This window comes from Tepidimonas fonticaldi (genome assembly GCF_007556755.1).
GTDB classification, from domain to species: domain Bacteria; phylum Pseudomonadota; class Gammaproteobacteria; order Burkholderiales; family Burkholderiaceae_C; genus Tepidimonas; species Tepidimonas fonticaldi.
In genome coordinates this window covers 125594-142506 of sequence record NZ_VJOO01000003.1, presented here as the reverse complement: position 1 = coordinate 142506, position 16913 = coordinate 125594, and the positions used below count along the sequence as shown (strand labels likewise).

Annotated in this window: 14 protein-coding genes and 3 tRNA genes; 4 read left to right on the top strand and 13 right to left on the bottom strand. The window is 69.3% G+C overall.

Features of this window, described 5'->3' with window-relative positions; all coding sequences use genetic code 11:
• Window positions 1-58 precede the first annotated feature (58 nt).
• The 5 genes from groL to Tfont_RS02905 form a co-directional block, all read right to left on the bottom strand.
• Entirely contained in the window at window positions 59-1693 is a 1635-nt protein-coding gene (gene groL / locus Tfont_RS02925; RefSeq protein WP_143968318.1) for a chaperonin GroEL, read from the bottom strand.
• A gap of 59 nt (window positions 1694-1752) precedes the next feature.
• On the bottom strand, window positions 1753-2043 hold the full coding sequence (groES, locus tag Tfont_RS02920) for a co-chaperone GroES (RefSeq protein WP_068608443.1): 291 nt from the start codon (window positions 2041-2043) through the stop codon (window positions 1753-1755).
• A gap of 147 nt (window positions 2044-2190) precedes the next feature.
• Window positions 2191-2520, bottom strand: a complete 330-nt coding sequence (gene cutA, locus Tfont_RS02915) for a divalent-cation tolerance protein CutA (protein WP_143968317.1) — start codon at window positions 2518-2520, stop codon at window positions 2191-2193.
• Window positions 2521-2669: 149 nt separating this feature from the next.
• A tRNA-Met gene (locus Tfont_RS02910) sits at window positions 2670-2746 on the bottom strand.
• Window positions 2747-2842: 96 nt separating this feature from the next.
• Window positions 2843-3634 (bottom strand): enoyl-CoA hydratase, encoded by a 792-nt coding sequence (locus tag Tfont_RS02905; protein ID WP_143968316.1) that lies wholly within the window; start codon window positions 3632-3634, stop codon window positions 2843-2845.
• Window positions 3635-3817: 183 nt separating this feature from the next.
• Here Tfont_RS02905 and Tfont_RS02900 point away from each other — a divergent pair, with 183 nt between their 5' ends.
• Entirely contained in the window at window positions 3818-4636 is an 819-nt protein-coding gene (locus Tfont_RS02900) for an enoyl-CoA hydratase-related protein (protein ID WP_143968315.1), read from the top strand.
• Here Tfont_RS02900 and Tfont_RS02895 read toward each other — a convergent pair.
• From Tfont_RS02895 to Tfont_RS02885, 3 genes are read right to left on the bottom strand one after another with little or no spacing between them, the layout of a single operon-like run.
• A complete protein-coding gene (locus Tfont_RS02895; protein WP_143968314.1) occupies window positions 4590-6500 on the bottom strand; it encodes a M61 family metallopeptidase in 1911 nt (636 codons plus the stop codon). The two genes, Tfont_RS02900 and Tfont_RS02895, sit on opposite strands and share 47 nt — an antisense overlap.
• Entirely contained in the window at window positions 6497-7258 is a 762-nt protein-coding gene (locus Tfont_RS02890) for a DsbC family protein (protein WP_143968313.1), read from the bottom strand. Before Tfont_RS02890 ends, Tfont_RS02895 begins: the two co-directional genes overlap by 4 nt.
• 40 nt (window positions 7259-7298) lie before the next feature.
• Window positions 7299-8465 (bottom strand): FAD-dependent oxidoreductase, encoded by a 1167-nt coding sequence (locus Tfont_RS02885; RefSeq protein ID WP_143968312.1) that lies wholly within the window; start codon window positions 8463-8465, stop codon window positions 7299-7301.
• 76 nt (window positions 8466-8541) lie between these two features.
• Between Tfont_RS02885 and Tfont_RS02880 the strand changes: the two genes are divergently transcribed.
• The gene (locus Tfont_RS02880; RefSeq protein WP_143968311.1) at window positions 8542-9444 is read left to right on the top strand and encodes an MOSC domain-containing protein; all 903 of its coding nucleotides are present in this window, start codon (window positions 8542-8544) and stop codon (window positions 9442-9444) included.
• A 113-nt stretch (window positions 9445-9557) separates the two neighbouring features.
• Window positions 9558-10652: a redox-regulated ATPase YchF gene (gene ychF / locus Tfont_RS02875; RefSeq protein WP_068608459.1), complete on the top strand. Its 1095-nt coding sequence runs from the start codon at window positions 9558-9560 to the stop codon at window positions 10650-10652.
• 54 nt (window positions 10653-10706) lie between these two features.
• Here the strand turns inward: ychF and Tfont_RS02870 are convergent.
• Window positions 10707-10782: transfer RNA gene (locus tag Tfont_RS02870), tRNA-Lys, on the bottom strand.
• Window positions 10783-10789: 7 nt separating this feature from the next.
• Window positions 10790-10865 (bottom strand) — tRNA-Ala (locus Tfont_RS02865).
• 179 nt (window positions 10866-11044) lie between these two features.
• On the opposite strand from Tfont_RS02865, the gene Tfont_RS02860 reads away from it, so the two are divergent.
• On the top strand, window positions 11045-12304 hold the full coding sequence (locus Tfont_RS02860; protein ID WP_185974455.1) for a urate hydroxylase PuuD: 1260 nt from the start codon (window positions 11045-11047) through the stop codon (window positions 12302-12304).
• Window positions 12305-12313: 9 nt separating this feature from the next.
• Here Tfont_RS02860 and Tfont_RS02855 read toward each other — a convergent pair whose 3' ends face one another.
• The 3 genes from Tfont_RS02855 to Tfont_RS02845 are packed head-to-tail and all read right to left on the bottom strand — an operon-like array spanning window position 12314 to window position 16865.
• On the bottom strand, window positions 12314-13960 hold the full coding sequence (locus tag Tfont_RS02855) for a response regulator (RefSeq protein WP_143968309.1): 1647 nt from the start codon (window positions 13958-13960) through the stop codon (window positions 12314-12316).
• The gene (locus Tfont_RS02850) at window positions 13957-15648 is read right to left on the bottom strand and encodes a tetratricopeptide repeat protein (RefSeq protein WP_143968308.1); all 1692 of its coding nucleotides are present in this window, start codon (window positions 15646-15648) and stop codon (window positions 13957-13959) included. The genes Tfont_RS02855 and Tfont_RS02850 overlap by 4 nt, the downstream gene beginning before the upstream one ends.
• Window positions 15649-15650: 2 nt before the next feature.
• Window positions 15651-16865 (bottom strand): type II secretion system F family protein, encoded by a 1215-nt coding sequence (locus Tfont_RS02845; protein ID WP_143968307.1) that lies wholly within the window; start codon window positions 16863-16865, stop codon window positions 15651-15653.
• Window positions 16866-16913 lie beyond the last annotated feature (48 nt).

Genomic DNA, 16913 nt, shown 5'->3' with positions numbered 1-16913 from the left:
GCCCGCCAAGCGGTGCTTGGCGGGCTTCATGCAGAGCGTAGACGACTGGGCTGGCCGATTACATGTCCATGCCCATGCCGCCCATGCCGCCGGCAGCCGGCGCCGGGGTTTCGGCCTTCGGCGTCTCGGCGACCATGCACTCGGTGGTCAGCATCAGGCCGGCCACGGAAGCGGCGTTTTGCAGCGCGGTGCGGGTCACCTTGGTCGGGTCCAGGATGCCCATCTCGATCATGTCGCCATAGGTGTCGTTGGCGGCGTTGAAGCCGAAGTTGCCCTTGCCTTCCAGCACCTTGTTGATCACGACCGAGGGCTCGCCACCGGCGTTGGCCACGATCTCGCGCAGCGGGGCTTCGATGGCCTTGAGCACCAGCTTGATGCCGGCGTCCTGGTCGGCGTTGGCGCCATGCAGCTCGCCCACCGCCTGACGGGCACGCAGCAGCGCCACGCCACCGCCGGGGACGATGCCCTCTTCGACGGCCGCACGGGTGGCGTGCAGGGCGTCTTCCACACGGGCCTTCTTCTCCTTCATCTCGACCTCGGTGGCCGCGCCGACCTTGATCACCGCCACGCCGCCGGCCAGCTTGGCCACGCGCTCTTGCAGCTTCTCGCGGTCATAGTCGGAGGTCGCTTCCTCGATCTGCACGCGGATCTGCTTGACGCGCGCTTCGATGTCCTCGGCCTTGCCGGCGCCGTCGATGATGGTGGTGTTCTCCTTGGCCACCTCGACGCGCTTGGCCTGACCCAGGTCGGCCAGCGTCACCTTCTCCAGCGTCAGGCCGACTTCCTCGGCGATGACCTTGCCGCCGGTCAGGATGGCGATGTCCTCCAGCATGGCCTTGCGGCGATCGCCGAAGCCCGGGGCCTTGACGGCGCACACCTTCAGGATGCCGCGGATGGTGTTGACCACCAGGGTGGCCAGCGCCTCGCCTTCGACGTCCTCGGCGATGATCAGCAGCGGACGGCCGGCCTTGGCCACCTGCTCCAGCGCCGGCAGCAGGTCACGGATGTTGCTGATCTTCTTGTCGTGCAGCAGGATGTACGGGTTGTCCAGCACCGCCACCTGCTTGTCCGGGTTGTTGATGAAGTAGGGCGACAGGTAGCCGCGGTCGAACTGCATGCCCTCGACGACGTCGAGCTCGTTCTGCAGCGACTTGCCGTCTTCGACGGTGATCACGCCTTCCTTGCCGACCTTGTCCATCGCTTCGGCAATGATGTTGCCGATCGACTCGTCGCTGTTGGCGGAGATGGCGCCGACCTGGGCGATTTCCTTGCTGGTGGTGGTGGGCTTGCTGATCTTCTTCAGCTCGGCCACCAGCGCCTCGACGGCCTTGTCGATGCCGCGCTTGAGGTCCATCGGGTTCATGCCGGCGGCCACATACTTCATGCCCTCGCGCACGATGGCCTGGGCCAGCACGGTGGCGGTGGTGGTGCCGTCACCAGCGTTGTCGCTGGTTTTGGACGCGACTTCCTTGACCATCTGCGCGCCCATGTTCATCAGCTTGTCCTTGAGCTCGATCTCCTTGGCGACCGACACACCGTCCTTCGTGACGGTGGGGGCGCCGAACGAGCGCTCCAGGACCACGTTGCGGCCCTTCGGGCCCAGGGTGACCTTGACCGCGTTGGCCAGGATGTTCACGCCTTCGACCATGCGGGCGCGGGCTTCGCCGCCAAACACGACGTCTTTTGCTGCCATTTTTCAGTTTCCTTTGCGAATAGGGGAGGTGAGCGTTGTCAGACCGGTGTCGGTCGGGGTCACTTCTCGACGACGGCGAACAGGTCGTCTTCCTTCATGACCAGCAGCTCTTCGCCGTCGACCTTGACGGTCTGGCCGCTGTACTTGCCGAACAGCACACGGTCGCCGACCTTGACGCTCAGCGGCTTGGTTTCGCCCTTGTCGTTGGTCTTGCCGGGACCGACGGCCAGCACTTCGCCTTGATCGGGCTTCTCGGCGGCGTTGTCCGGGATCACGATGCCCGAGGCGGTCTTGGTCTCGTTTTCCAGGCGCTTGACGATCACGCGATCGGCGAGAGGACGAAGTTTCATGCGATCTCCTGTCGAAAGGACGATGAGAATGTGAGAAGGAGACGGCGGAGGGTGCTGTTAGCACTCACTGCCGACGAGTGCTAATGATAAGGGCTGCGGAAACGGTTTTCAAGGGGCTCGGGTGGTGCCCGTGACCCGGCAAGGGCATCACGCCGACGGCGGTCGCGCCGTCTGGTGCCGAACCCAGTCCATATAGCCCTCGCTGGCCTCGATGGGTGTGTGCCAGATGGCGGGCAATTGGTAGGGGTGGTGCGCGGCGATGAAGTCGCGCAGCGCCGGCCAGTCGGCCGCGCGCGCCTTGGCCAGCAGCCGCCACTCGGCTTCGTTCTGCACAGCGCCGTTCCACTCATAGACGCTGGCGATGGCGTGCAGCTGCACGCAGGCTGCCAGCCGCGCGCGCACCAAAGCCTGTGCCAGCGCGCGGGCACCCTCCTCGTCGGGCAGCGTCGTGAATACCGCGATCAGCGCGTCGTCCATGGCGATGTCGGGGGGCGATTGACAACCCGTCCGATGGTAGCCGATGGCGGGTCGTGCACTGTGGCTGCTCTTGGCGACACCGTGGCGACGGAAGGCTGGTCGAGCAACAAAAAAGCCCGCTCACTGGCGGGCTAAGTCGTTGATTGATTTGGTGGCGCTTCAGGGATTCGAACCCCGGACCTGCGGATTATGATTCCGTCGCTCTAACCGGCTGAGCTAAAGCGCCATTCGAAGCCGTGATTATAGCCAAATTCCGCGCCGGACCTGACCAGGGCTGATGCCCCGGCTGGGCACGTGTCGGGGGCGCGCAGGTCCCGGCCGGTCAGCGGTGCTGAAAGTTCGGCGCGCGCTTGTCCAGGAAGGCGGCCATGCCTTCCTTTTGGTCCTCGGTGGCAAACATCGCGTGGAACAGCCGACGCTCGTACATCAGGCCGTCGGCCAGCGGGCCCTCGAAGGCGCGGTTGACCGCTTCCTTGGCGGCCAGCACCGCCAGCCGCGGCAACGCGGCGATGGACAGCGCGACGGCCAGCGCCTCGTCCATCAGCTTGTCCAGCGGCACCACCCGGCTGACCAGGCCGGCGCGCTCGGCCTCGGCCGCGTCCATCATGCGCCCGGTCAGCGCCATGTCCATGGCCTTGGCTTTGCCAATCGCGCGCGGCAGCCGCTGGGTGCCACCAGCGCCGGGGATGACACCGATCTTCACCTCCGGTTGGCCAAACTTGGCGTTGTCAGCCGCGATGATGATGTCGCACATCATCGCCACCTCGCAGCCGCCGCCCAGCGCGAAGCCGGCCACCGCCGCGATGACGGGCTTGCGCACGTGGCGCAGCGCCTCCCAGTTGCGGGTGATGTATTCGGTGCGGTAGACGTCCGAGAAGGTGTAGCGCGCCATGGCGGCAATGTCGGCGCCGGCGGCAAAGGCCTTCTCGTTGCCCGTCAGCACGATGCAGCCGATCGCATCGTCGGCGTCGAAGGCCTTGAGCGCGGCGCCCAGCTCGTTCATGAGCTGGTCGTTCAGGGCGTTGAGCTGTTTGGGGCGGTTCAAGGCGATGATGCCAACCGGCCCTTCGGTGCGGGTGAGCAGGGTTTCGTACAGGGGGGATGTCTCGCTCATGCGGGTTTCCTCGGACGGGCGTCAAGAATGGGGTCGTGCGTCGGTGACCACCGCCGACTATAGCGTCCCGGCGGCGCCGCACCGGCGGTGGCGGAGGCCATGGCCGGCCGCCCGGGCGGGTTACGATTCGTGCATCGCGGCGGCATGGCTGGCCGCCCGTTCCCGAGCCAGAGGAGACTCCCCATGACCCAGCAACCAGCGGCCGCGCCGGGGGCCGACGAGATTCTGTTCGAGCGCCGCGGCGCGGTGGCCGTGCTCACGCTCAACCGCCCCCAGGCGCTCAACAGCTTTACCCGCACCATGCACCAGGCGTTTCAGCGCGCGCTGGCCGACGTGGAGGCCGACCGCGGCATCCGAGCCCTGGTGCTGACCGGCGCCGGACGCGGCTTTTGCGCCGGGCTGGACCTGTCGGAGCTGGACTTCTCCCCCGGCCCCGACATGCTGGAACGCGCCAACCCCGGACCGATCATCGAGACCTGCTTCAACCCCAGTGCACGCGCGCTGATGCAGTTGCGCGTGCCCACGGTGGCGGCGGTCAATGGGGTGGCGGCCGGGGCTGGCGTATCCCTGGCGCTGACGTGCGACATCGCCATTGCCGCCCCCGGCGCCAGCTTCGTGCAGGCGTTCAGCAAGATCGGGCTGATTCCCGACGCGGGCGGGAGCTGGCTGACGGTGGAGCGCTTGGGGCTGGCGCGGGCCATGGCCCTGGCCATGTTGGGCGACAAGCTGCCGGCGGAGCAGGCGCGCGATTGGGGGCTGATCTGGTCGGTAGCCGACGATCCCCTGGCGGCGGCGCTGGCGATGGCGGAACGCCTGGCCGCCATGCCGACGCGGGCGCTGGTGAGCACGCGGCACCTGCTGCGCGGTGCGCTGCAGCGCTCGTTCGAACAGCAGCTCGACGCCGAGCGCGATTGCCAGGCCGCGCTGGGCCGCAGCCACGATTACGTGGAGGGCGTCACGGCCTTCCTGCAGAAGCGCGCGCCGCAGTTTCGCGGGGAGTGAGGTCGGCCCGGGCCTCGGCCGGGGCGGGCTGCAGCTGCACGGTGGTGGCTGGCGCCGGCCACTGGAGCGGGCAGCGCAGCACGCGGCCATCGCGGGCCACCCAGCACACCAGGGGTTCGTCCGCGGTCAGCCCGCGGGCATGCAGGGCCACGTCGTCCAGCCGTCGCACGCGCCAGATTTCACCCGCGCGTTCCACGGCCAGCCATTCGTCTCCGGCGGCCAGGCCGGCTGCCTCGGCCGCCCCGCCCCGCAGCACGTTGCGCAGGCGGATGCCGCTGGCCTCGTCCACGCGCAGACCGAGCTGTTGCGCCAAGGGCGCGCGCTCCTCGATCCAGCGCACGCCATGCCGCTCCAGCAGAGGGCGCAGGGGCAACTCGTCGGTGCCGTGCACCCAGGCGTCCAGTTCGGCACCCAGATCGCGGCCGGCCAGGCGGCGCAGCACGGCGCGCAGGTCCGCCTCGCGCATGGGCCCACCCGCGCAGCGCTGCCACAGCGCACGCATCACGTCGTCCAGGGTGGTTCGCCCCTCTATGCGCAGCGTCAGATCCAGGCACAGGGCCACCAGGGCGCCTTTGGCGTAGTAGCTGACGGTCGCGTTGGGCGTGTTCTCCTGCACCCGGTAGTACTTGATCCAGGCGTCCCAACTGGCCTGCGCCACGCTCTGTACCTGCCGCCCCGGGGTTTGCAGCACATGGTTGATGGACTTGGCCAGCAACTGCAAATGGGTGGCTTGGTCGATCAGCCCCGCGCGCAGCAGCAGCAGGTCGTCGTAGTAGCTGGTGAAGCCCTCGAAGAACCACAGCAGCTCGGTCGGGTTCTCGCGGTCGTAGTCGTAGCGGGTGAACTCCCGCGGGCGCAGCCGCTTGACGTTCCAGGTGTGGAAATATTCGTGGCTGATCAGCCCCAGCAGCGTGGTGTAGCCGTCGCCCGCGCGCAGCGGCGCAGGCGCCTGGTCCGGCGCCCGCGGGCCGGGCAGCGGCTGCAGGGGCAGGTCGGTGCGGGCGCAGACCAGCGCGGTCGAGTGGCGGTGTTCCAGACCGCCATAGCCGTCCTGCGTGGCGTTGAGCAAAAACAGGTAGCGGTCGATCGGGGGCGCGCCGTCGGGCCCGTGCCACAGGGCCATGGCGGCCTCGCACACCTGCGCGGTGTCGCGCAGCAGCCGCTCGCCGTCGAAGCCGGCCACCGCGCCACTGACGACGAAGCGATGGGGCACCCCCCGCACCACGACGTCGCCGCACCAGAAGTCGCCCATTTCCACGGGGCTGTCGGCCAGTTCGTCGTAATCCGTGGCCAGGTAGGTGCCAAAGCCGTCTCCGGCGGCCCAGCGCCAGCCTGGGGCCCTCCGCGGCCGCGTACCCGCAGCCGGGGCCCAGGGGCGCAACGCCGTGGCCACGCGCCAGCCGCGGGTGGCGTCGCTGCCGGCCAGCGTCAGGGCGTGCGGTTCGTCTTCGCGCCCATGGACGCGCAGGCACAGGCTGGTGGCGTTGAAAAAGCCCCGCCGCGCATCCAGGTAGGCGGCGCGCACCGAGGGGTCGAAGGCATAAACCTCGTACTGCAAGGTCAGCGTGCGGGCGGCGGCCTCCGCGTCCAACTCGGCTTGCCAGGTGTTTTTGTCCAGCGCGCGCAGGGGTACCGGATGCCCATCCACCGCCGCTTGCAGGCGCTGCAGGTGCTGGGCAAACTCCCGCACCAGGTAGCTGCCCGGAATCCACACCGGCAGGCTGACGCGCTGCCGCGGCGCGGGGCGGTCGATCGCCAACGTGACCCGCCACAGGTGGGCGTGGACATCGGCCACCTCGACGGTGTAGCGCAGCGCCGCCGGCGGGCCGAGGTGGCGGGCCGGGGCGGGGCAGCGAGGGGTCATTTGGCGCCGCCGCTTTGGGCCAGCAGCGGCTCCAGGCGGTCCAGCCCCACCGCGCCCGGCAGGCGCGTGCCATTGGCCAGGATGGTGGTCGGGGTGCCGGTGATGCGGTACTTCTGGCCGAAGGCGATGTTGCGCTCCAGGGCCGTGGTGTCGCACTTGGCGTCGGCCTTGGGCTCGGGCGGGGTCACGCCGCGCTGCATCCAGTCGTCCCAGGCCTTGTTGCGGTCGCGCGCGCACCAGATCGCGCGGGATTTTTGCTCCGAATCCTTGCCCAGCACGGGGTAGAGGAAGGTGTGGATGGTGACGTTGTCCAGCTTGGCCAGATCCCGCTCGAAGCGTTTGCAGAATCCGCAGTTGGGGTCGGCAAACACGGCGAGCTTGCGCTGCCCGTTGCCGCGCACCACGGTAAAGGCGTCCTTCAGCGGCAGTTCGTCGAAGGCGATGGCGGTGAGCTTCTCCAGCCGTTCGTCGGTCAGGTTGACGCGCGCCTTCGTGTCGATGAGGGCGCCCTGGATCAGGTAATTGCCTTCGGCATCGGTGTAGAGGATGTCCGTGCCGTTGATGCGGATCTCGAACAGGCCGCGCATGGGGGTGGGGCGCACCTCGTCGATGCGCGGCAGGTTGGGCAGGCGCTCGCTGAGGTTTTTGCGGATGACGGCTTCGTTGGCGTGGGCAGCGGTGGCCAGCAGCGCAGCGCCCACCAGGCCCAGCGTGAGGCGACGCACCGCGGGCAGGACGGGCAGGGCAGAACGGGTCATGTGAGGTCTCGGCAAGAAAGGGGTGGCCCGGGTGGGGCCATCAAGGGTGGGGCGTGACGGGCTGGCCGGCTGCCTGTTGGATGAACCAGTGTTTGATCGGTTCCAGCTGGTCCACCGCGCGCAGCCCCCAGCGACGCAGCGCGGCCAGTCGTGCGTCGGGGCTGCCGAACAGGCCGTACAGGGTGTCGGTGGCGGTTTGCATGGCGGACACGGGGGCGGCGCGGGCGCGCTCATAGCGGCGCAGCAGGCGCAGGTCGCCCAGCGGGCGCCAGTACTCGCGCTCGCGCAGCACGCGCGCCAGCTCGGCCACGTCGCCGAGTCCGACGTTGAGGCCCTGGCCCGCCAGTGGATGCATGGCGTGGGCGGCATCCCCCGCGAGCGCCAGCCCCGGACGCACCCAGGGGCGGGCGATCGACAGCTCCAGCGGCCAGCCCGCCGGCTGGCCCAGCGTGCGCATGGGGCCCAGGGCCGCCGCGCACGCCTGCTGCACCGCCTGGGCAAAGGCGTCGGGTGGCAGCGCCAGCAGGTCGGCCGCGCGGGCGTGGGGCACCGACCACACCAGGGCCACCGTCTGCCCCTCGGTTCCCCCCATGGGCAGCAGTGCCAGGATGCTGTCCCCGCAGAACCATTGCCGCGCCACCGCGCCATGGGGGCGCTCGCAGTGCAGCCGTGCCGCGATGGCGGTGTGGGGGTAGGGGCGTCTGTCGTAGGCCAATCCTTCGGCCGCCCGGGTGGCGCTGCGGCGCCCTTCGCAGACGACGGTGAGGGCGGCTTTGGGTCGCACCCCGCCGTCGTCGGTCAGCCGTTCGATGCCCGGCTGGAAGGCCACCGCCTGCGCCAGCGTCGCTTCCAGCGCGGGCACATCGACGATCCACGCCAGCGGGTGGGGCGCCGCCGTGTCGGCATCGAAGCGCACGGCGGCCGCGGCGTCGATGCCGTCCGCGTCGGGGATCGGGTCGGCATCCGCCACCCACATGTGCCGCACGGGCGTGACGGTGTCCCCCTCGTTTGGCCAGGCACGCACCGATTCCAACAGCGCGCGCGAGGCGGCGTTGAGGGCGTAGGCGCGGATGTCCGGCGCCGTCGCCCCGCCCGCGGGGGGGCGCTCGACCAGCGCGACGCGCAGGCGCTCGCGCGCCAGCAGCAGCGCCAGCGTGCGGCCGACGATGCCGCCTCCCAGGATCGCCACGTCGTAGGTCTTGGTCATAAAGGCATTGTAGGCGTCGGTACGACTGTGGGCACAATGGCGGCTTGCCGATCACCCCGCCACAGGGCTCACCGCCATGAACGACGCCCCCGATACGCTGCCGCTCACCCTGGATCAACTGTGGATCTACCCGGTCAAGTCCTGTGCCGGCATCCGTTTGCGCTCGGTCGAGCTGCTGGAGACGGGCCTGGAGTGGGACCGCACCTGGATGGTGGTGGATGCGGACGGCGAGTTCGTCTCGCAGCGCGAGCTGCCGCGCATGGCCTTGATCCAGCCGCGCCTGCGCATGGGGCGGCTGGAGCTGCGCGCGCCAGGCATGCTGTCGCTGCACCTCGCGCTCGACGCGGCCGAGTCGCCGCGGCGCGTGCGCATTTGGGACGATGCGGTGGACGCCTACGACATGGGGGACGTCGCGGCGCAATGGTTCACCGACTTTTTGGGCGCGGACCTGCCGCCGGGCCTGGGGCCCCTGCGGCTGGTGCGGTTCGATCCGCAGGAGCGGCGCCTGTCCTCGCTGCGCTGGACGGGCGGGGTCGAGGCCCCCAATACCTTTGGTGACGGCTTTCCGTTGCTGGTGGTCTCCAGCGCGTCGCTCGACGATCTGAACGAACGGCTGGCGGCCCAGGGGTACCCTCCGGTGGGCATCGAACGCTTGCGCGCCAACCTGGTGCTGGGTGGGACGTATCCGCACGACGAGGACCGCATCGACCGCATCGATTGGCACGCCGAGGGCGCCCCCGCCGATGCGCCGGCCGTCACGTTGCAACTCGTCAAGCCGTGCGCGCGCTGCACCATCCCCGACGTGGATCCGGCCACGGGGGTGCCGGACGGCCGCCTCAGCCCGCTGCTGCACACCTACCGTCAGGACAAGCGCCTGATGGGGGCCGTCACCTTTGGCATGAATGCCATCGTGCGCCGCGGCGACGGGCACATGCTGCACGAGGGCATGCGCGGCACAGGGCATTGGGGGGCATGGTGATGCGCGCGGATGCGCGCAGCCGGGCCGCGCCTGGCCCCTGCGGCCCCCGGTAAAATCCCAGCTTTCGCCGGCGCGTGCCGCCGCCCCGCCCACCTCCCACCCGTCGCCCCGCCATGAGCCTCAAATGCGGCATCGTGGGCCTGCCCAACGTCGGCAAGTCCACCCTGTTCAACGCCCTCACCAAGGCCGGCATCGCCGCCGAGAACTACCCCTTCTGCACCATCGAGCCCAACGTGGGCGTGGTGGAGGTGCCCGATCCGCGCCTGCAGCAACTGGCCGCCATCGTCCGGCCGCAACGGGTCGTGCCGGCGATCGTCGAATTCGTGGACATCGCAGGCCTGGTCGCCGGTGCCAGCCGGGGCGAAGGCCTGGGCAACCAATTCCTGGCCCACATCCGCGAGACGGACGCCATCATCAACGTGGTGCGCTGCTTCGACGACCCCAACATCGTCCACGTGGCCGGCAAGGTGGACCCGATTGCCGATATCGAGGTCATCCAGACCGAGCTGTGTCTGGCCGATCTGGGCACGGTCGAGAAGGCGCTGCAGCGCTACCAGAAAGCGGCCAAGAGCGGCAACGACAAGGAAGCGGCCAAGATGGTGGCCGTGCTGGGCCGGGTGCGCGCCGTGCTGGACGAAGGGCGCCCCGTGCGCGTGATGGAGCTGACCGACGAGGAGCGGGCCCTGCTCAAGCCGCTGTGCCTGATCACCGCCAAGCCGGCGATGTTCGTGGGCAACGTGGCCGAGGATGGCTTCGAGGGCAACCCCTACCTGGACCAGTTGCGCGCCTATGCGCAGCGCCAGGGCGCGCCGGTGGTGGCCATCTGCGCCAAGATCGAGGCCGAGCTGGCCGACATGGACGAGGCGGACCGCACCGAGTTTCTGCGCGAACTGGGCCTGGAAGAGCCGGGCCTGAACCGCCTGATCCGCGCCGCCTACCAACTGCTGGGCTTGCAGACCTACTTCACCGCCGGCGAGAAGGAGGTGCGCGCCTGGACCATCCACATCGGCGACACGGCGCCCCAGGCGGCGGGCGTGATCCACTCGGATTTCGAACGCGGCTTCATCCGCGCCCAGACCATCGCGTTTGACGACTACATCGCCTACGGCGGTGAGCAGGGCGCCAAAGACGCAGGCAAGATGCGCGCCGAGGGCAAGGACTACGTCGTCAAAGACGGCGACGTGATGAACTTTTTGTTCAACGTGTGACGCCCGCGGGCATGAAAAAGCCCGCTCGGTGGCGGGCTAAGTCATTGATTTGGCTGGTGGGTCCTGTAGGATTCGAACCTACGACCTACGGATTAAGAGTCCGCTGCTCTACCAACTGAGCTAAGAACCCTGCCGTTTGGTGGACCGAAGGAGGATCGAACTCCCGACCTCTGCATTGCGAACGCAGCGCTCTCCCAGCTGAGCTATCGGCCCGTGAAGCGCACATTATACCGAAAACCGCGCCGTTCCATGCCGATGGCCGCAACGGGTGCCGCCACCGGCCAAAAACTGTATACACTTCGGATGGGTCGCAGCGGCGCAAGGGCGCGCGGACCGTCCGGGTGGGGCGGTGCGTGCGCGGGTCGCGGCCAGGGGCTCCCACAGCGCCCGCGGTGGTGGGGGCCGCACAACGCCTGCGCGCGACGCGCATGGAGCGCACCGTGGACGCCTATCTGCTGGACTGGGCCAATTTTTTGTTGCGCTGGCTGCATGTGATCGCGGCCATCGCGTGGATCGGGTCGTCGTTTTACTTCGTCTTTCTGGACAGCAGCCTGACGCCGCCGGCGGACGAGCGGCTGCGCCGCGACGGGGCCACGGGCGAGTTGTGGGCGGTGCACGGCGGCGGGTTCTACCACCCGGTCAAGTATGCGGTGGCGCCGCCCAGTCTGCCGCCGCGATTGCACTGGTTCTATTGGGAGAGCTACACCACCTGGCTCAGCGGCTTTGCCCTGTTTGCCGTGTCCTACCTGTGGCAGGCCAATGTCTATCTGGTCGATCCGCGGGTGTATGCGTGGCCGGCCCCGTGGATGGCCGGGGCGGCCGCGCTCGGGTTTCTGGTGGTGTTTTGGGTGCTGTACGACGGCATTTGCCGCCTCTGGGGCCAGACGCCGGGGGGTGACCGCAAGGTGGGGTGGGCGGTCGCGGCCTTGGTGGCCTTGGCCGCGTGGCTGGCGTGCCAGTGGTTTGCGGGGCGCGCCGCGTTCTTGATCGTCGGGGCGATGTTGGCCACGGCCATGAGCGCCAATGTGCTGTTCTGGATCATCCCCGGCCAGCGCAAGGTCGTGGCGGCTTTGCGCGCGGGGCAGACGCCCGATCCGGCGCATGGCCAGCGCGGCAAGCAGCGCAGCGTGCACAACACGTATTTCACGCTGCCGGTGGTGTTTGCGATGTTGAGCAACCACTACAGCTTTCTGTACGGGCACGCGTCCAATGCGCTGGTGCTGCTGGCGCTGATGGCCGCGGGCGCGGCGATTCGCCAGTTTTTCGTGCTGCGCCACGGCTACCACCTGGGGCGCAACGCCCACCCGTGGCCGTATGCGGTGGTGGGCGTGGCGGTGATCGTGGCCGTCGTCGTCTGGCTGCGGCCGGCAACGCCCGCCAGTGCGGGGGCCATGGCGGCCCCTCCCGATGCGGCCCAGGTGATGGCGGTGGTGCAGCAGCGCTGCGTGATGTGCCATGGCGAGGCGCTGGCGTCCAAGAATGTACGGCTGGACTCCGCCCCGGCGCTGGCGCAGCATGCGCAGGCCGTCTATCAGCAGGTGGTGGTCACGCGCCAGATGCCGCTCAACAACGCGACCGGGATGACGGAGGACGAGCGCGCCCTGATCGCCGCATGGCTGCGCGCCGGGGGCGCGGGCGCCTCGTCGCCCTGACACGCAGAATCAGCCTTCCACCGTTTTGACGTCCATGACCCGCAGGCTCACCCCGCCGGCCTGCCGGGCGGCCTTGTCGCCGATCACGGATTTGTTGGCGTAGGACTGGTAGCGCTCGCGCAGCGGCTGGATGACGTCGGCCAGCGCCGCGGCGTCGTCGATGCGCGATTCATAGCGTTTGAGCACGCCCCAGGCGGATTCGATGATTTTGGCGTTGCAGGTGGCGCGCCCTTGCTCGATCAGTTCCAGCACGGCCGCGCGCGGGTTGCCGGCCAGGTTCTGGCGCATGGCGTGTTCCACGATGCCCAGCACCTCGTTGTGCAGGGTGGACAGCCGCTCGGCATACGGGGGGTGGGCGTTGGCCGCTTGCGCCAGCAGCGCCGTCAAGGCCTTGGAAGTGCAAAAGCGCCGCCCCAGCACGGTCAGGCGCTCCTCGACCTCGTCGATCTGGATGGCGCGCTGGGCCTGGTAGGCGAGCAGGGTGGTCAGGTTGCAGGCGGCCTCGAAGTCGAAGTCCGCCTCGGTGATGGTGGCCATCATCGCGCGCACCTGGCTGAGCACCCGCGCCACCTGCGCATCGTGCAGGAGCAGGGCGATTTCCAGCACCTGGGCCAGCCGCCGCAGCCGCAGCGATTTGGGGTGGCGCTCCACCATGCGCAGGGCGTCGTCCAGGTAGCGTTGCAGGCCTTTGCGGTCCCCGGCCTCGAAGCGCATGAAGCCCAGCAGCACCAGCGACTGCGCATCGAACATCTTGGAGTCCAGCCCCAGCCGGACCGAGCGCGCCAGCAACTCCTCGGCCAGCGCGCCCTGGCCGCAGTAGTGCGCCAGCATGCCGTGGCGCTGCAGCCGGCTGATGGACGAGGGTGTCAGATCGGTGGCCATGCGGTAAGCGGCTAAGGCGGCGTCGAAGTTGCCCAGTTCAATCTGGGCGCGCCCCATGACGTCGTAGGCGTCGGCGTATCCGGGCTCGCCGTTGATCAGGCCCTGCAGGGTCTGGCTGGCTTTTTGCGACTGCCCGGCTTCGAGCTGCGCGCGCGCCACGCCCAGCTTGGCCCAGGGCATGGCTTTGGCCTCGACCACCGCTTCGTACAGGCGCTGGGCCTCGTCGTAGCGCTCCAGCCGCAGCAGCAGCTCGGCGCCGACCCGCGCCGCATACAGCCAGTAGTCGTCACGCTGCTGAAAGCGCCGCAGGCACAGCTCGGCGGCGCGCTCATACCGCCCGCCCTCGACGGCCTCGAAAATGTCCTTGAGCACCGTCTTGCGGTGCCGCGCCTGGCCAATGCGCTGTGCCAACTGGCTGGCGGTGAAGGGTTTGAGCAGGTACGAGTCGAGCGCGGACTCGGCCGCCTCGGCGACCTTGGAGTAGGCCGCCTCGGCCGTGACCATGATGAACACGGTGGCGAAGGGCAGCAGCCCGGCGCGGCGCAGATCGTCCAGCAGCGCCTGGCCCGTGCCCGTGTCGTTGGGAAAATGCTGCTCGCACACCACGACGTCGAAGGTGCGGAACTCGAGCTGGCGGCGGGCGTCGGTGATGCGGGGGCTTTGCGCCACCGTGCGGGCGCCCATCTCGCGCAGTTGGGACACCAGGATGGAGCGCGACGTGGGATTGCCATCGATGACCAGCGCCGTGGCCCCGTACAGATCCATCAGGCTCATGGCGCGGGATTATCGGCATGCCCAGGGGGGATGGCGGGGGGCGCGGCGCGGTCCATGGGGCCCAGATTGACGCCCCCCGAGGGGCGCAGCCGCGGGTCGCCCAAGGCGGGGCGGTTGCGCGCCGTCCCATACGCCTGGCGCAAGGCAGCCACCCGGGTGCGCCAGCTGTCGGCGTTGGGGATGTCGCCGTCGTAGCGCTGCAACATCAGCCAGGCGGTCTCCACCGCCCGGGCGTTGAAGCTCTCCTGCGCCACGGCGTACAGCTCCGCCAGCGCCAGCACCGGCTCGCCCTGGCTGGCGCGGCGCAGCGCCTGTTCGATGCGCTGCACCATGGTGGCTTCGCACTCGCGCAGGCGCTCGGCATACCGGGTGTGGTGGCTGGCGGCGTTGGCGAGCAGCTCGCCCATGGCCTTGGAGGTGGCAAAGCGCAGGCCCAGCCGGGTGACCAGGGCCTCTTGGTCGGGCAGGGCGGTGTGCCGCGCCAGGGCGGCGAGCACGGCCAGCAGGTTGCAGGCGGCCTCCATGTCGAAATCGGGCGCGACGACGGTCTCACCGATGGTGGCCAGGGCGGGCGCGATGGCGTCTGCGCTGTGCTCGTTGGCGTGGGCCAGCAGATCGACCAGTTGCACGAAGCGCTGCAGCCGCGCGTCCTCGGGGTTGGCCAGGGCGCGCTTGCGCAGCTCGCCGTGATGGCGCTCGAGTTCCGCCGGGTCGCGGCGCTCGAAGGCGGCGATGGCCAGCAGCACCAGGCTCTCGGCGTCGAACATCTTGGAGTCGAGCCCCAGGTAGGTGGCGCGCTGCAGCAGTTCGATGGCCTTGTCCCGGTTGCCCAGAAAGAACGCCAGCATGCCCAGCCGCTGTTGGCGGCCGATGGCCATGGGGGTGGCCTCCAGCGCCTTGCTCAGGCTGCCGAGCGCGTCCTCGAACTGCCCCAGCTCCATCTGCGCCCGCCCGAGCACGTCGTAGGCGTCGGGGTAGTCGGGGGCGGTTTCGATCAAATGGCGCAGGGTGTCCAGTGCCGCCACGGTGGCCCCGCTGTCGAGCTGGCAGCGCGCCACGCCCAGCAGGGCCCAGGGGTGGGGCTCGGTGTCCCAGATGGATTGGAACAGGGCCTGCGCCTGGCCAAAGCGGCCCAGGCGCAGCAGGATCTCCGCCCCCCAGCGCGCGGCCGACAACCACTGCGGCCCCCGGGCCGCAAAGCGCTGCAGGCACAGCTCGACGGCGTCGTCGTAGCGGCCTTCTTCCAGCGCGCGGTGGATGTCCCACAGCGCCGCCTTGCGCCGCTGCGCCTGCTCGATACGGTCGTACAGGCTGCCGGCGGAGTAGGGGCGCACGATGTAGCTGTCCACCGACGACTCGGCCGCCTCGGCGACTTTCAGGTAGGTGGCCTCGTCGGTGATGAGGATGAACACCGTGCCGAACGGCAGCAGCCCGCTGCGGCGCAGGTCGTCCAGCAGCGCCTGGCCGGAGCCGCCGCGCGGGAAGGCGTCGCTGCAGACCACGAGGTCGAAGGCGTGGCGCTCGATCTCGCGCCGCGCATCGGCGATGCGGCTGGCCTGGCTGATGGAGGTGAAGCCAAAGCCCCGCAGCTGCCCTGCCAGCGTCATGCGGGTGGTGGGATTGCCATCGACGACCAGGGCGGCCGATCGGTGCATCTCCACCGGCCGCCCCGGCCCCGGCGCGGACATGCTCACACCACCGCGCCCAGCTTGAAGATCGGCAGGTACATCGCCACCACGATGCCGCCGATGATGGTGCCGAGAATCACGATGATGATCGGCTCCATCAGGCTCGAGAGGCCCGCCACCATGTCGTCGACCTCCTGCTCGTAGAAGTCGGCCGCCTTGCCGAGCATGTGGTCGATGGAGCCGGATTCCTCGCCGATGGCGCACATCTGCAGCACCATCGACGGGAAGATGCCGGTGTTGTTCATGGCCTGCGTCAGCGCCGTGCCGGTGGCGACCTCCTGCTGGATCTTGGTGGTGGCGTCGGCGTAGACCGAGTTGCCGGCCGCGCCGCCGACCGAGTCGAGCGCGTCCACCAGCGGCACGCCGGCGGCGAACATCGTCGACAGCGTCCGTGTCCAGCGCGCGACGACGGATTTTTCCACCAGCTGGCCGAAGATCGGCAGCCGCAGCAGCAGCCGGTCCATGAAGTGCTGCACTTTTTCGCTGCGCTTCCAGGCCTGGAAGAAGAAGTACAGCCCGCCGCCCAGCGCGCCGAAGATCAGCCACCAGTAGGCGACGAAAAATTCGCTCATGGCGATGACCGCCAGCGTCGGCGCCGGCAGGTCGGCGCCGAACGAGGTGAACACCTCCTTGAACGCCGGCACGACGAAGATCATGATCACCGACACGACGATGAAGGCCACCACCAGCACCGCGGTCGGGTACATCAGCGCCGACCTGACCTTGCCCTTGATGGCCTCGGTCTTCTCCAGGTAGGTGGACAGGCGGTCGAGGATGTCCTCCAGGATGCCGGCCGCCTCGCCCGCTTCCACCAGGTTGCAGTACAGCGAGTTGAAGTGGGCCGGGTGCTTGCGGAACGCCGCCGACAGCGAGGTGCCGGTCTCGACGTCGGTGCGGATCTCGTACAGCAGCCGCGCCACGCTCGGGTTGGGGTTGCCGCGGCCGACGATGTCGAACGCCTGCAGCAGCGGCACGCCGGCCTTCATCATCGTGGCCAGCTGGCGCGTGAAGATGGCGATGTCCTTGGGTTTGATGCGCTTGGCCGAGGCGAGCCGGCGCCGCTTGACCTTCTGCACCACGATGCCCTGGCGGCGCAGCTGCGCCTGCACCTGCGCCTCGCCGGCGGCGCGCAGTTCGCCCTTGACGGTCTTGCCGTGGCGGTCCTTGCCCTCCCACTCGAAGACGTGGTCCCGGGCGGCGGGGGGTGCGGTGGCCATGGGCGATCCCTCCGTGGATGTCGGCGATGAACGGGCGCGGGCGACTGG

Bases quoted from the DNA above. Each gene is read 5' to 3' on its own strand.
- Tfont_RS02900 (WP_143968315.1), top strand. From the start codon at position 3,818: ATGACCCAGCAACCAGCGGCCGCGCCGGGGGCCGACGAGATTCTGTTC.
- Tfont_RS02855 (WP_143968309.1), bottom strand. From the start codon at position 13,960: ATGAGCCTGATGGATCTGTACGGGGCCACGGCGCTGGTCATCGATGGC.
- groES (WP_068608443.1), bottom strand. From the start codon at position 2,043: ATGAAACTTCGTCCTCTCGCCGATCGCGTGATCGTCAAGCGCCTGGAA.
- Tfont_RS02885 (WP_143968312.1), bottom strand. From the start codon at position 8,465: ATGACCAAGACCTACGACGTGGCGATCCTGGGAGGCGGCATCGTCGGC.
- Tfont_RS02905 (WP_143968316.1), bottom strand. From the start codon at position 3,634: ATGAGCGAGACATCCCCCCTGTACGAAACCCTGCTCACCCGCACCGAA.
- Tfont_RS02890 (WP_143968313.1), bottom strand. From the start codon at position 7,258: ATGACCCGTTCTGCCCTGCCCGTCCTGCCCGCGGTGCGTCGCCTCACG.
- ychF (WP_068608459.1), top strand. From the start codon at position 9,558: ATGAGCCTCAAATGCGGCATCGTGGGCCTGCCCAACGTCGGCAAGTCC.
- Tfont_RS02850 (WP_143968308.1), bottom strand. From the start codon at position 15,648: ATGTCCGCGCCGGGGCCGGGGCGGCCGGTGGAGATGCACCGATCGGCC.
- cutA (WP_143968317.1), bottom strand. From the start codon at position 2,520: ATGGACGACGCGCTGATCGCGGTATTCACGACGCTGCCCGACGAGGAG.
- Tfont_RS02880 (WP_143968311.1), top strand. From the start codon at position 8,542: ATGAACGACGCCCCCGATACGCTGCCGCTCACCCTGGATCAACTGTGG.
- Tfont_RS02895 (WP_143968314.1), bottom strand. From the start codon at position 6,500: ATGACCCCTCGCTGCCCCGCCCCGGCCCGCCACCTCGGCCCGCCGGCG.
- Tfont_RS02845 (WP_143968307.1), bottom strand. From the start codon at position 16,865: ATGGCCACCGCACCCCCCGCCGCCCGGGACCACGTCTTCGAGTGGGAG.
- groL (WP_143968318.1), bottom strand. From the start codon at position 1,693: ATGGCAGCAAAAGACGTCGTGTTTGGCGGCGAAGCCCGCGCCCGCATG.